Origin of the sequence: Bremerella sp. JC817 (assembly GCF_040718835.1) — a bacterium.
GTDB lineage: Bacteria > Planctomycetota > Planctomycetia > Pirellulales > Pirellulaceae > Bremerella.
The window spans coordinates 116,710-130,218 of the sequence record NZ_JBFEFG010000266.1; the positions used below are offsets into that span (position 1 = coordinate 116,710).

Below are 13,509 nucleotides of genomic sequence, written 5' to 3' on the forward strand. Positions count from 1 at the left end.
CCGTTCAACGTTCGCCCGTGAAGGCCATGCCGGTGACAGCTTGTCTTAGGTTGTAGGCACAAAAAAAGCCCTGCGTCGTGCAACGCAGGGCTTTTCGTTTTTCAGATTCCGAACGATCCGCGACTAAGCTTCTTCGCTCGATTCACCTTCGCCACCGCTACCGGCACCGACGGTTTCTTCGGCTTCAGGCTGCTGGAGCGAGCCTTTGAAGTCGAGGCGAACAGCTTTGCCTTCGTCGTTCATGATCGCGTCGACCGTGATCGTATCCATGCCTTGGAACTCGCCCTTGAGCAGTTCTTCCGAGAGCGGATCTTCGATCGAGTTTTCGATCGCACGACGCAGCGGACGAGCACCAAAGTCTTGGTCTTTGTCCGACTGATGGCTGCGTTTGATGATCAGCTCTTTGGCGGCGTCGGTCAGAACCAGGTTGTAGCCTCGTTCTTCCAGACGTTCGCGAACCTTCGACAGTTCCAGGTCGATCACTTCCTTCAGGTCGTCCTTGGTCAGGTGATGGAAGATGATCGTCTGGTCGACACGGTTGATAAATTCCGGTCGGAACACCTTGGCGATTTCTTCCTGGACACGGTGCTTCATGCTTTCGTACTCGGCACCTTCGTCGGGAGCCTGGAAACCGAAAGCCGATTCGTTCTTGATCGCCGACGCACCGGCATTGGTGGTCATGATCAAGATCACGTTCCGGAAGTCGACGTTACGACCGAAGCTATCGGTCAAGCGGCCTTCTTCCATCACTTGAAGCAGCATGTTGAAGACGTCCGGGTGAGCCTTTTCGATTTCATCGAGCAGGACCACGGCGTACGGACGACGTCGGATCTTTTCGGTCAGCTGACCACCTTCTTCGTAACCAACGTATCCGGGAGGGGCACCGATCAGACGGCTGACGTTGTGCTTCTCCATGTACTCGGACATGTCGATTTGAATCAGGGCGTCGGCATCACCGAACATGAATTCGGCGAGGGCCTTGGCCAGCAAGGTCTTACCGACACCGGTTGGACCTGCGAAGACGAAGCAGCCGGTTGGGCGCTTCGGATCTTTCAGACCGCTACGGCTACGGCGGACAGCCTTCGAGACTGCCTTGATGGCGTCGTCCTGGCTGATGACCTTCTTATGCAGCTCGGCTTCCATCTGCATCAGCCGCATGCTGTCTTCGGTCGACATACGGGTCAGCGGAATGCCGGTCATCTTGCTGACAACTTCAGCGATGACTTCTTCGTCGACAACGCCATCTTTCTGGCGGCTCTTGGCCTGCCATTCTTTGACGATGTCTTCTTTCTTTTTCTTCAGCTTGTCGGCCTGATCGCGGAGCGAAGCAGCCTTTTCGAAGTCTTGGTCGGCAACGGCCTGCTCTTTCTTGCGATTGAGTGTTTCGACTTCTTCGTCGATCTCTTTGAGATCTGGCGGACGAGTCATCACGCGAAGCCGCACGCGAGCACCAGCTTCGTCGATCACGTCGATGGCCTTATCCGGCAAGCAACGACCGGTGATGTAGCGATCCGAGTATTCGGCCGCGGCAACAATGGCGTCGTCGGTGATCTGAACGTTGTGATGTTCTTCGTAACGATCGCGCAGACCCTTGAGGATCTCGGCCGTTTCTTCCTTCGAGGCAGGATCGACCTGGATCTCTTGGAAACGACGGGCCAGGGCGGCGTCCTTTTCGATGTACTTGCGGTACTCGTCGAGGGTGGTCGCACCGATGCACTGGATTTCGCCACGAGCCAATGCTGGCTTCAACACGTTGGCGGCGTCGATCGCACCTTCTGCACCACCGGCACCCACCAGGGTGTGAAGCTCGTCGATGAAGAGGATCGTATTCTTGGCACGACGAACTTCGTTCATCACGGCCTTGATACGTTCTTCAAACTGACCGCGGTACTTGGTACCAGCGACCATCATCGCCAGGTCGAGCACGACGATTCGCTTTTCGGCCAACAGTTCTGGCACGTCGCCGTCGATGACTCGCTGTGCGAAGCCTTCGACGATGGCGGTCTTACCGACACCAGCTTCACCCAGCAGAACCGGGTTGTTCTTGGTACGGCGGCAAAGAACCTGAATGGCTCGTTCGATTTCGCGTTGGCGGCCGATGACAGGATCAAGCTTGCCTTGCTTGGCCAGTTCGGTCAGGTCGCGACCAAAGCTGTCCAGGGCAGGGGTCTTGCTCTTGCTGCCTTTGCCCGAAGCACCACCTGGGTCGGAAACTCCGCCTGGTTCGCCGCGGCCTTCTCGGCTGCTGTCACCTTCCATGCCGTGGCCAAGCAAGTTGAGGACTTCTTCGCGAACGTCTTCCAGCTTCAGGCCAAGGTTCATCAGAACCTGGGCGGCGACGCCTTCTTGTTCGCGGAGCAGGCCCAGCAAGATATGCTCGGTGCCGACGTAGTTATGGTTCAGATTGCGAGCCTCTTCCATCGAGTATTCGATGACTTTCTTGGCCCGCGGGGTTTGCGGAAGCTTGCCCATGGTCACCATGTCGGGACCAGACTGGACGAGCTTTTCGACTTCGAGTCGAATCTTCCGCAGGTCAACTTCCAACGTCTTCAAAACGTTGGCAGCGACACCGCTACCCTCTTTGATCAGTCCCAAGAGGATGTGCTCGGTTCCGATATATTCATGGTTGAACCGCTGAGCCTCTTGATTGGCCAGCTGCATCACCTTGCGAGCACGATCTGTAAATCGTTCGTACATGGTCATCCGTCCTCATATCGAGTTGGCGACTGCATCACCTACTGTCCTACCAACTCTATGTTGTCTCACAATTACGCGGCTTCCGGTAGGCTGGGTCCGCCTCTCTCCGCGTTTTGTTCACCCAGGTTGTCTGCCTTCGTCTTGGATGACGTGGCTTGGGCTTCCGTTTCCGCTTCTTCTCTTTCTGTCAGAAGCTGCTTCTCGCGGTGGATTTCAAACCACCAGCGTCGGCTGGCATCAAGTCGCTCGAGCTTGTCGAGGGCCTCTCGCGCTTCGTCGTATTGCTTCGTATGTCGCTTAAGCGTTGCCAGCATGAGCAGCGCCTCTGCGTCGCCCGGCTCGCGCCGGAGTAGCCTCAATAAAACTGCCTCGGCTTGGTACCACTGACCTTTTAAATAGGCAGTCTGGGCGCTTTGGTAGAGCTGGTCGATCGAGGTATCGATGGCATCCAAGCTGCCCGAGGCAATTCGGATCCCCATCCAAACACTATTCGTTAGCCAGAAGCCAAGGGCCAAATACCAGAGTCCGCTACGGATCCAGACGTTTCCTAGCTCCGGCCAGACTCCTTTGGAAACCAACGCCGCATTCAATAGCAACGTGAATCCTAGAGCCCAGACCAGCCCAGTCCAGCGCCCACGTACCCAAAGCTCGCTGAGCCCAGGCCACAGGCAGGTAATCCATGGCGTTGATAGCATCCTTACTATTCCTGATGGTGCGGTAAGCAGCTGTGAGATCACGCACTCCCCCGCTAGGAAACGCCGGGGAATTGTAACTTCAGAAACATGGTGGAGCAAGGTAAGTCGGCAGAGTGCTTTCACTTAGATAAACTGGGTTCATCCGGCAATCGTTACCAGCCGGTCATTCTACGAAAGAAGCTCGCTGGATCGGCCCAAAAACCAGCATAAACGACACTGCTAGCTCGACCTGAATAATCCCTACGATCGGCAATTTCATGTCCGACTCCCACAATCCGAACGATCGCGGCTTACCACCATCGATGGACATTTCGCTTGGAAGAACGCTCGACGCGGCTGCCAATCGAGCTAGCGAAGGTTTGCGTGTCATCGAAGACTTCGTCCGCTATGGGCAGAACGATCGCTTCCTCACGGCGGAGCTTAAATCGCTGCGGCACGAGCTAGACAGTACCCTCCAGAAGTTCGATCGCCTGGCATCGATTCAATCACGCGACACCTTCGGCGATGTCGGCACGACGATTCAAGGCAAACTCGAGCATGCCCGTCACGATTGGAGCGACTTGCTGACGGCGAACTTCAAGCGATTGCAACAAGCACTTCGCAGCCTGGAAGAACATGCCAAGCTGATCGATGGCAATGCGGCCGCTTCGTTCGAGCGGGCTCGTTATCTTTCGTACTCGCTCGAGAAGATGGTGCTGACCACCATCACCGCAGCCAGTCAGTTTGCGGAACCATCGGTCTACGTTTTGATCGATGGGCAAGCGAGTGTTGATGCATTCGATCGTTTAACAGGGGCGTTGGTCGACGCCGGCGTCGATGTGATTCAGCTTCGCGATAAATCGATTGACGACCGAACGTTAGTCGCGCGAGGCGAATTACTGCGAAAGCGAACGGCGAACACCGCGACCAAGATGATCTTCAACGATCGCGCCGACCTGGCGAAAGTGACCGGGGCCGATGGTGTGCACGTTGGGCAGGAAGAATTGACCGTCAGTCAGGTTCGTTCCGTGTTGGGAACCGGCAAGCTTGTCGGTGTTTCGACCCATTCTCTCGCCCAGGCTCAGCAAGCGGTGCGCGACGGAGCCGACTATATCGGCATCGGCCCCACCTTTCCGAGCACGACGAAGTCATTCGAGCAGTTCCCAGGTCTCGATCTGATTCGCGAGATCGCCGCCCATATTACCTTGCCAGGGTTCGCGATTGGCGGCATCGATCCCACCAACGCCGCGCAGGTCGCCGAGGCCGGTATCAAACGGATTGCTGTTTCGGGATGCGTTGCCAAGGCAAGCGACCCAGGGGCGGTTGTTGCCCAGTTGAAGTCAGCCCTCGCCTAAGTGTTCACTTGGGGCCGCTTCCCCCGGCAGTAGCGGTGCGGATCCTTAGTCTGCAAAGGAAATCGGCAATCGCTGCGATTCTTTGCCGCGACGTGGGGGGCACGCTGCGATCCTTCCCAATGAAAATCGCCAAAAATGGGATTAGTGCAGATTAGCTACCTATATTGCGGCATTTATGCTTGAGTCAGTCCAATGGAAGGCTAAGATTGGAATGCGACAAGATTCTAAGTAATTCTGATTTATTTCTTCGTCGCCAGTCCCCCCCCGATCACCCCGCCTTCAGGAAATCCATCCATGCGACAGGCTCGAACTGCGTTTACTCTCGTTGAATTACTGGTCGTCATCGCGATCATCGGCGTTCTCATTGCCTTGCTTTTGCCCGCCGTCCAGCAAGCTCGTGAAGCGGCCCGACGTATGCATTGCTCGAACAATCTGAAGCAAATTGGCCTGGCGCTGCATAACTACCACGACACTCATGGCAGTTTCGTGCCACGCGCGACGGGGACGACCTCAGGTTCGACGCAGAATAATGGGCGTTTGAACGGTTTGATTCCGCTGCTGCCGTTCATCGAGCAAAACGCCATGTTCGATGCCATCTCGTCGGGCGACTCGACGAAGCCTCCTTATGGCGGCAATACCTGGGAAGTCTGGGGTCCGTGGGAAGTCGCCCCGGTCGCCTATAGCTGTCCTTCCGACAACTACAGCGGGTCGCGACGCAATACGTTCAACTACCGCTTCAGTCTGGGCGACTCGATTGCCAACACGATCAATGCGACGCGCGTGCGAGGTTTGTTTGCCAAGCGCGATGGAAGCTCGTTCCGCGACATCACCGACGGCACCAGCAACACGATCGCTATGAGCGAACGCAAAGTGAACGAGTTCGACCTGGGCACGCGTGGCGGGCAGATTCCCGTGACGCAAGGTGTGACCACCGGCGTGAGCGATCTTTCGACCAGCCCACTGAACTGCCTGGCCGAGTCGGACGGCCGTTTCTACCTGGATGCAGGTTCGGTGAAGGGGCGTGGTGGCTGGTGGTTTGCTGACGGTCAGGCCGAGCGAGCCGGTTTCCATACTGTGTTGCCGCCGAACTCGCCAGCGTGTGTCGAAGGAAGCAACGGCAGTGGCGACAGCGTGACGTCGTTGATCTCGCCCAACAGCAATCATCCTGGCGGGGTGATGACGCTGCGAGCCGATGGTTCGACCCACTTTGTTGCTGAAACGATCGACACGGGCGACTTGAGCCTGGCCGAATCGACTGGAGGTCAAAGCCCTTACGGGGTCTGGGGTGCCCTGGGAAGCAAAGCGGGCGGTGAGACTAACACCGGTTCTTAAGCTTCTTCACAGCGGTCTTATTCATGCCCTGGCGAGTGCTCGGCTTGCCAGGGTATCCGATGGAATCTTTCCCCAAGGGCTCACCATGCACACTTCCATTCTCTCCGCATCCCGTTGGATGTTTATCGTCGCGATTGCCCTGATTGGTTGCAATGCGAATAGCCTTCCCTCTGGTGCCGCCGCCGTGGAAGGAACCGTTACGTACGATGGTGGCCCGGTCGAAGGTGCCACGGTGACCTTTCGATCGAGGTCGGGCTTTGCCGCGGTCGGAAAAACGAATGCGGAAGGTGTCTATCACCTCAGTTCGTCGAAGATCCCTGGCGGTACCGAGCCTGGCAGCTACACCATAACTGTGGTGAAGCGGGAAGCGGCCGAGGGAGGTTCGTTGACCGAAGACGATCCCAACTACAATCCGAATGCGTCGGCGAAATCAGTGACTCGCAAGCATTTGCTGCCAGAGAAATACAGTCGACCAACCACCAGCGAGCTGACCAGTGAGGTCGAGGCCGGCAGCAATCTGGTCAACCTGGAGCTGACGAAGTAGCCCGACCGCAGGCTGTCTGCGGGGCCACTTGGCGTTACACTGAATCGTTCGAGAAGACAACGATACGGTGTGCTGAGGAGGGTCAACGTTTTGCCCAGCGAGATCATTCTGCGAGTTCCTTTCTTTAGCGACCTTGCTAACCTGGCGATGGCGCTGCGGCGCGAAGTGTTCGTGGTGGAACAGAACGTCCCAGACTCCGAGGAATACGACATCCACGATCCGACTGCCGATCATTACGTAGTGGTCTGCGAGGGATGTGTTGTCGCCACAACACGCGTGCTGCGGTACGAAGAAGAGTCGCGACTATCGCGGTTTGCGGTGCGTCGATCGCTGCGTGGCAGCGGGGTCGGGGGGCGCTTGTGCGACTTTGTGATGAAAGATCTGGCCGCCCAGGGACGGACGAAAGTCTTTCTGCATGCCCAAGTCGATAAGATCGGCTTCTATGCGAAGTACGGATTCAAACCGTATGGCGAAGAGTATCTGGAGTGCGACATTTTGCATCGCAATATGCGAAATTGGGAACCAGCCTAGCGGTTCCCAACTTCGTTGTTTTTCAGATATCAGCGGCCGGCGAGGCTTAGCCGAGGAATTCGACTTTGCCACTGGCCAGGTCGTAGTAAGCACCGACCATCTTGACCTTGCCGCTTTCGACGAAGCCCGGCAGAATCTCGCCGGTCTTGGCCAGCTTCTTGGCGTTATAGAGTGCGTTGGCCTTGGTCACGTTGACCAGTTTGTCGCCTGGCTTGCCCTTCACTTCGCGAACGACAGGGCGGATGTAATCGACCATGCCTTCGATTGCCCCGGGCAGGGCGTCGTTGTTATCGATGTGGTCGATCGCCGCACGGCAGGCACCACACGAGCTGTGACCCATCACCACGACCACGCTCGCACCCAGTTCGGCGACGGCGAATTCGACGCTACCCAGCAGGATTGGACCGGAACCGACGATGTTGCCGGCGACACGCAAGACGAACAGTCCGCCGATCGGTTGATCGAAGACAATTTCTGGCGGAACACGCGAATCGGCACAGCCCAGGATGATCGCTGGAGGGGCCTGGCCTTGAGCATGGCGGGCAAATTCTTCTGGCGTACGTGGTGGAACCTTGGTCTTCCCTTCGACAAAACGCTGATTGCCGGCAACTAACTGCTCGAGGATGGCATTCGGATCACGGTCGGTTGGTTCGGCGGCACCGGCCAGCGAAGCAAACGGGCTCAAACTGACCGCGCCAGCTGCCATGGCTACGTTTTGGACGAAGGTGCGTCGCGAAGTGGGTTGCGAGTTGCACATGGTGTAGAGCCTTTGCGAGGAAGTGGTTGATTTCGGGTGGGTATGCCATCCTGCGATAGCACGCGAAAAGCTTAGGTCACACTCTGTCGCCGGGAGGCATCCGCCGTCCCAATTGTGAGTCAATTTGTCTCATAGCCGAAAATCCCGCATTTCATGAATTCTAGCGGCGGTATGTTATCCAGAGGGGATATGCGCAGTTCAGGCAGATAACTGCAGCTCAGGGATAGTGATTGTGATCCAATTCCTTGGATTTCACCTTGATCTGATCTGTGCCGATTTCGTAGAAGGCCCCATCCGTGTGCCGATACCATGTCTGCTAGCAGGCCATCTCTGGGAGGTGGCGATTTGGAAAGCGATGGCAACCCAGGCCCACGGAGATGCAAATCCACTTGCATTCGGGGACATTCCCTAAGCCAACAACGACGAACGAGCCCCACATGACCATTCGCACAATCCTCTTCTGCTGCCTGACGATGGCCTCGACTTCGTCGGTGTTTGCTCAAGGCAATGGCCAGCCACAAGCTGAGCCAGTTGGGTACCGTCCAGCCGAAGGCGAAATCGAAGTGCAAGAAGGTGGGCCCTATATCGAAACGGAAGTCCCCAGCAACTACGCTCCGCCGTCGGTTGTCAGTTCCGGCATCTGGCAACTGCTGGTTCCACGTAAAGGAGCGGCGACGTTCACGTACCTGGGTGGCGGTGGCGAAGATGGTCTGGGGATTACCTCGATCGATACGTCCGCCAGCTTTATGGCCCCGTTGCCAATCTGGGGTGGCATGTACGGAAGCCTTACGCCAGGATTCAGTTGGAATGCACTAGATGGGCCCAGCGGTTTCGATCTGCCGTCGGATTTGTATCGAGGATCGCTGAGCCTCGGTTTTATCAAGCCATTTGAAAACGGTTCTCAGCTGGTGATCGGAATCTCGCCAACCTTCGCGACCGATGGCCATTCCGATGCCAGTGATGCGTTTCAGTTCAACGCATTTGGGATGTACAACTGGAAGCGTTCTGAGAAGTTCTCGTGGCAGTTGGGGATCGCGGCGACCGGTCGCGACGACATACCGATCTTGCCCGCCGTTGGCTTCACCTGGAAACCGAACGACAATTGGCTGATTGAAGCGTCGGTACCTCGACCACGGATCGCCCACCGCCTGCAATGGTTCCCAAACCTCGGCGAAAATTGGGCCTATGTTGCCGGCGAGTTCGGCGGCGGTACGTACGGGGTCGACCGCAACGGAACCAGCGATCAGCTGACGCTTCGCGACTTTCGCCTGCTGCTGGGTTGGGAACGTCGCAACCCAGGCGGCTTTAGTCCCTCGGTTGAAGCTGGTTACGTCTTTGGCCGGGAATTGGAATACGAGTCGGATGGCTCGAAGTTCAAGCCCTCCGACACGTTCCTGATCCGCGCCAGTGTCTCGTTCTAAGCTGGATTCATCGGAAATTTACACACTCTGAACATAGCTTGCATCGGTCAACGATAGCCTTAGCAGCTTAGCCTTGACGCCTCTTTCTTTTCGACAGGCGCGGGCTCATGATGTCGCCACTTTGAATGGAAAGACAAGCTGTTGGCGGAGACCGTGCCAATTTTTTCTGATCAAACAGCCCAGCCTCGCAGCGGAGGAATCTTCGTTTCGGGGTACGACGAAATCACGATCCTTGTCGTCGACGACACGGCCGTAGACCGTGCGCTGGTCGGGGGCGTTCTGCAGAAGAACAACTGCGGCAACTTGACGGTTCACTTCGCCGAAAGTGGTGAAGAAGCCCTCGAGATGATTGCCGGCGAAGACCCCGACGTCGTGCTGACCGACCTGCGAATGCCAGGCATGGATGGTCTCGCTCTGGTGAAGACAATGCAGGTCGATTACCCCTTCATTCCTTGCGTGCTGATGACCGCCCACGGTAGCGAAGAGATCGCCGCGGAAGCCCTGCGAAACGGAGCCTCCAGTTTCGTCCCGAAGAAAGATCTGATCCACAAACTGGCGTCGACGCTGATTCATGTTCTTTCGTCGGCACATCACGATCGGATGGCTCGTCGTTTCGACGAGTGCTGGAACGAGACCACCTCGCAGTTCACGCTGGCCAACGATGCCAACCTGATCGGAGCAGTCACCGGCCACGTGCAGAATTACCTGCAGAAGTTTCGCCATGTCTCGGAAAACGAACTGGTGCGACTGGGCGTTGCTTTGGACGAAGCGTTTCGCAATGCGATGTTCCACGGCAACTTGCAGTTGGAATCGGACCTGTGGGCGGCCGATCCCGAGCGGTTCTATCTCGAGGCCCATCGCCGCCAGGAAATCGCCCCGTTCAAAGATCGCGTTGTCCACTTCACGCTGACCTGTCGCCGCGATGAAGTCCGCTTTGTGATTCGGGACGAAGGTGATGGGTTCGATGTCGGGCAGCAGTACTTCGACCCCGACGATCCCGCTCAGCTCACCCGACCGAGCGGACGAGGTTTGTTTCTCATCAAGACGTTCATGGATGAAGTCGCCTTCAACGACGTCGGCAACGAGATCACGATGATCTTTCGCCCGAAGATGTCGGACGAACTGGCCCTGGACGACGTCGCGATCTGAGCCCGACTGGGCTTCGGCCTGCTAGCACATTTACCAGCGTCTACGTGCGAATATTTTCTCTAATCGTTACAACTTACTGAAGGTTCGGGGGTGGTAACGACGATGAAGAAGATGACGACGCGGCACGGAATAGCTGCGCATTGCTTGCTAGCACGGAAAGAGACGCGGTTTTGGCATCCGGGACAGTTCCCAACTCGAACGACGATCAGCAGCACGAACCAGATTCGGCGCTGGCCGCCCTTCAATTGGCCATGTTCAACTGGCTGGCTGATTGGGGTGGTGTAGCGATCGATTGTGTCACCTCGATTGGCGAGTTGACGCTGTTCGCGTGGCGGACGATTCTGTGGACGTTCGGTCGCTTGCCGAAACGAGAAACCTTGCTGCCTAGCTTCTACCAGGTCGGCGTGATGAGCCTGCCGGTAGTTGCCCTGACCGGTACCTTCATTGGGATGGTTCTGGCAGTGCAAAGCTATTACCAGTTCCGCGAGCTGGGGCTCGAAACCCGCCTCGGTGCCGTGATCAACATGTCGCTCGTCCGCGAACTAGGTCCGGTGCTGGCAGCCACGATGCTGGCAGGCCGAGTCGGTAGCGCGATGGCGGCTGAACTGGGCACGATGCGCGTTACCGAGCAGATCGATGCATTGACCTCGATGGGGGCCAACCCGATCCATTACCTGGTGGTACCACGCGTTCTGGCAATGCTGTTATTGATACCGGCATTAACCGTGATGGCGGACTTTATGGGGTTCGTCGGCGGCTACTTCTATAGCGTCATCATCATCGGTATCGACAAGCACTTTTACCTGTACAACTCGCAGATCTTCGTCGGCTCGTGGGATATCTTCTGCGGGCTGTTCAAAAGCATCTTCTTCGGCGGCGTGATCGCGCTGGTCAGTTGTCATCAAGGCTTCTACTGCACCGCCGGTGCGGAAGGGGTCGGCAAAGCGGCGACGGCGGCCTTTGTGTATTCGTTCGTGATGATCCTGATCATCGACCTGGTGCTGAACATTGGCCTCGAGCGCGTTTACATGACGCTTTGGCCAGACCAGATGGTTTCGATTGGAGGTGGCTAAATGATGCATGCCCGCCTCGAAGCCGACGATGCCCAACCCTTGATCGAAGTGAACGACCTGCTCGTTCAGTTCGGCGGGCAAACCGTGCTGCGCGACATTGGCCTCAGCATTCCTCGCGGGCAAACGTTGGCCCTGATCGGCGAGAGTGGTTGCGGCAAGACGGTGCTTCTGAAGTCGCTGATCGGATTGATCCAGCCAACTCAAGGCGAAGTGATCTTCGATGGCCGCGACATCAATACATTGAACGATAAGCAGATGACCCAGGAACGAATTCGATTTGGATTCGTATTCCAGAATGCGGCTCTGTTCGACAGCATGACCATCGGTCAGAACGTGGCGTTTCCTTTGAAGCAGCACACCAACAAACCGCTGTCCGAGATCCGCGAGATTGTATTTAACCGTTTGCGTGAAGTTGGTTTGCCAGAGTCGGTGGTTTGGAAGAAGCCGGCGGAACTCTCTGGCGGGATGAGAAAACGAGTGGGCTTGGCTCGGGCACTGGTCTTGAAGCCAGACGTCGTGTTGTACGACGAACCAACCACCGGTCTCGATCCGATCATGAGCGACGTGATTAACGAGTTGATTTTGCGAACCCGCAGCAAGTATCCGGTGACCAGTATCGTCGTGACGCACGACATGCGAACGGCCCAAAAGGTCGCCGACCGGATGATCATGATGTATCCGGCCACGCGGCTGAAAGAAGCCGAACCGCAGATCTTGTACGACGGACGGCCGGAAGATGTCGAAGATTGTTCCGATCAACGCGTGATTCAATTCGTCCGGGGAGAAGCGGGCCAACGTATCGAAGAAATGGGAGCCTTCATCGGCGACTAGCCGAAGTGAGCAAGTGTCATGGACGACCGCGTACTCCAATTTCGAGTCGGATTTGTGATGCTGGTGGCAATGCTGCTGACCGGGATCCTCTTCTTTTTGCTGGGCGAGCAGCCGCAGTTCTTGTCGGATAAAGAAACGGTCTACGTTGTCTTCGATACGGCACCGGGCGTGACGATCGATACGCCGGTACGAACCAGCGGGATCCTGATCGGCCGCGTCAGCAATGTCAAACTGCAAGACGATCGCAAGGTGCTGGTCACCTTGAAGGTCGAACAAGAATACATGCCGCACGAGAACGAAGTTTGCCGCATCGTGTCGGAATCGTTGCTCGGCGACGCAGCGCTTGAATTTGTGCCGACCGATCGACCAGGGCTGCCCAATCAGCCACTGCCGGACGGAGCCAAGATCAACGGTTCGGTTGCCTCGAATCCGCTGAAGGTGCTGGTCAATCTGGAAGACTCGTTGCTTTCCGCGATCGCGACCTTGGAAGATGCCGGCAGCAATGTCAGTCGCTTCGCCGCCAACGCGAATCGCTTGATCGAAGAAAACGACGATCAGGTAGGGCGCATCATGGGGAAAACCGAAGGTGCCCTCGATCGGTTTGACTCAGCTTTGGCCGGGGTGCAGAACCTGGTGGGCGATCAGCAGTTGAACAATCAGTTGAAAGAAGCCCTCGAAGGCTTGCCGGTTACCATTCAGGAGTCGCGTAAGCTGATCGACCAACTGCGTGTCGTCGCAAGTCGGGCCGATCGCAATCTCGAGAACCTGGAAGGCTTTACCGAGCCATTGGGTGAACGTGGCGAACAGTTGGTCGCCAACCTCGAGAACAGCACCGAGAACCTCAACATCCTGGTAGCGCAACTCGCTCAGTTCGGGCGGAAGGTCAATGAATCGGAAGGCTCGCTGGGCCAACTGATCAATGATCCGCATCTGTATCAGAACCTGAACGATGCGGCAGCCAACATTCGGGAACTCTCGGTTCGGCTGCGTCCGATCGTGGAAGATGCCCGCGTGTTTGTCGACAAGATCGCCCGCGACCCAGGTCGCATCGGCGTGAAGGGTGCTCTGAACCGCAATCAGTCTGGCATCAAATAAGCCTGATTCGAACTCTGGCGGCGGCAATCCATGGCCTAGGAGATGGATTG

At 56.8% G+C, this 13,509-nt stretch carries 12 protein-coding genes; 9 read left to right on the forward strand and 3 right to left on the reverse strand.

The window, feature by feature from the left end:
• Window positions 1-123: 123 nt before the first annotated feature.
• Together AB1L30_RS07865 and AB1L30_RS07870 are read right to left on the reverse strand one after the other, a co-directional pair.
• Complete coding sequence (locus AB1L30_RS07865; protein WP_367012873.1) at window positions 124-2,697, reverse strand: ATP-dependent Clp protease ATP-binding subunit; 2,574 nt, start codon at window positions 2,695-2,697, stop codon at window positions 124-126.
• Between the two features lie 71 nt (window positions 2,698-2,768).
• Window positions 2,769-3,392 carry a tetratricopeptide repeat protein gene (locus AB1L30_RS07870; protein WP_367012874.1) on the reverse strand — a complete coding sequence of 208 codons (624 nt, stop codon included), beginning with the start codon at window positions 3,390-3,392 and terminating at the stop codon, window positions 2,769-2,771.
• Between the two features lie 257 nt (window positions 3,393-3,649).
• On the opposite strand from AB1L30_RS07870, the gene thiE reads away from it, so the two are divergent.
• From thiE to AB1L30_RS07890, 4 genes are all read left to right on the forward strand, one after another.
• On the forward strand, window positions 3,650-4,726 hold the full coding sequence (gene thiE, locus AB1L30_RS07875; RefSeq protein WP_367012875.1) for a thiamine phosphate synthase: 1,077 nt from the start codon (window positions 3,650-3,652) through the stop codon (window positions 4,724-4,726).
• A 294-nt stretch (window positions 4,727-5,020) separates the two neighbouring features.
• Window positions 5,021-6,058, forward strand: a complete 1,038-nt coding sequence (locus tag AB1L30_RS07880; RefSeq protein WP_367012876.1) for a DUF1559 domain-containing protein — start codon at window positions 5,021-5,023, stop codon at window positions 6,056-6,058.
• A gap of 85 nt (window positions 6,059-6,143) precedes the next feature.
• On the forward strand, window positions 6,144-6,602 hold the full coding sequence (locus tag AB1L30_RS07885) for a carboxypeptidase-like regulatory domain-containing protein (protein ID WP_367012877.1): 459 nt from the start codon (window positions 6,144-6,146) through the stop codon (window positions 6,600-6,602).
• 90 nt (window positions 6,603-6,692) lie between these two features.
• A complete protein-coding gene (locus tag AB1L30_RS07890) occupies window positions 6,693-7,133 on the forward strand; it encodes a GNAT family N-acetyltransferase (RefSeq protein ID WP_367012878.1) in 441 nt (146 codons plus the stop codon).
• Between the two features lie 46 nt (window positions 7,134-7,179).
• Here AB1L30_RS07890 and AB1L30_RS07895 read toward each other — a convergent pair whose 3' ends face one another.
• Window positions 7,180-7,890, reverse strand: coding sequence for a carbonic anhydrase (locus tag AB1L30_RS07895; RefSeq protein ID WP_367012879.1), 711 nt, complete (start codon window positions 7,888-7,890; stop codon window positions 7,180-7,182).
• Between the two features lie 437 nt (window positions 7,891-8,327).
• Between AB1L30_RS07895 and AB1L30_RS07900 the strand changes: the two genes are divergently transcribed.
• The 5 genes from AB1L30_RS07900 to AB1L30_RS07920 all read left to right on the forward strand — a co-directional run bounded on the left by AB1L30_RS07900 (window position 8,328) and on the right by AB1L30_RS07920 (window position 13,459).
• Window positions 8,328-9,311 carry a DUF6268 family outer membrane beta-barrel protein gene (locus tag AB1L30_RS07900; RefSeq protein WP_367012881.1) on the forward strand — a complete coding sequence of 328 codons (984 nt, stop codon included), beginning with the start codon at window positions 8,328-8,330 and terminating at the stop codon, window positions 9,309-9,311.
• Between the two features lie 153 nt (window positions 9,312-9,464).
• Entirely contained in the window at window positions 9,465-10,460 is a 996-nt protein-coding gene (locus AB1L30_RS07905; RefSeq protein ID WP_367012882.1) for a response regulator, read from the forward strand.
• Window positions 10,461-10,711: 251 nt separating this feature from the next.
• Window positions 10,712-11,533: an ABC transporter permease gene (locus tag AB1L30_RS07910; protein ID WP_345090863.1), complete on the forward strand. Its 822-nt coding sequence runs from the start codon at window positions 10,712-10,714 to the stop codon at window positions 11,531-11,533.
• A gap of 3 nt (window positions 11,534-11,536) precedes the next feature.
• On the forward strand, window positions 11,537-12,364 hold the full coding sequence (locus tag AB1L30_RS07915) for an ATP-binding cassette domain-containing protein (protein ID WP_345090860.1): 828 nt from the start codon (window positions 11,537-11,539) through the stop codon (window positions 12,362-12,364).
• An 18-nt stretch (window positions 12,365-12,382) separates the two neighbouring features.
• On the forward strand, window positions 12,383-13,459 hold the full coding sequence (locus tag AB1L30_RS07920; RefSeq protein ID WP_367012883.1) for an MlaD family protein: 1,077 nt from the start codon (window positions 12,383-12,385) through the stop codon (window positions 13,457-13,459).
• The last annotated feature ends 50 nt before the right edge of the window (window positions 13,460-13,509 follow it).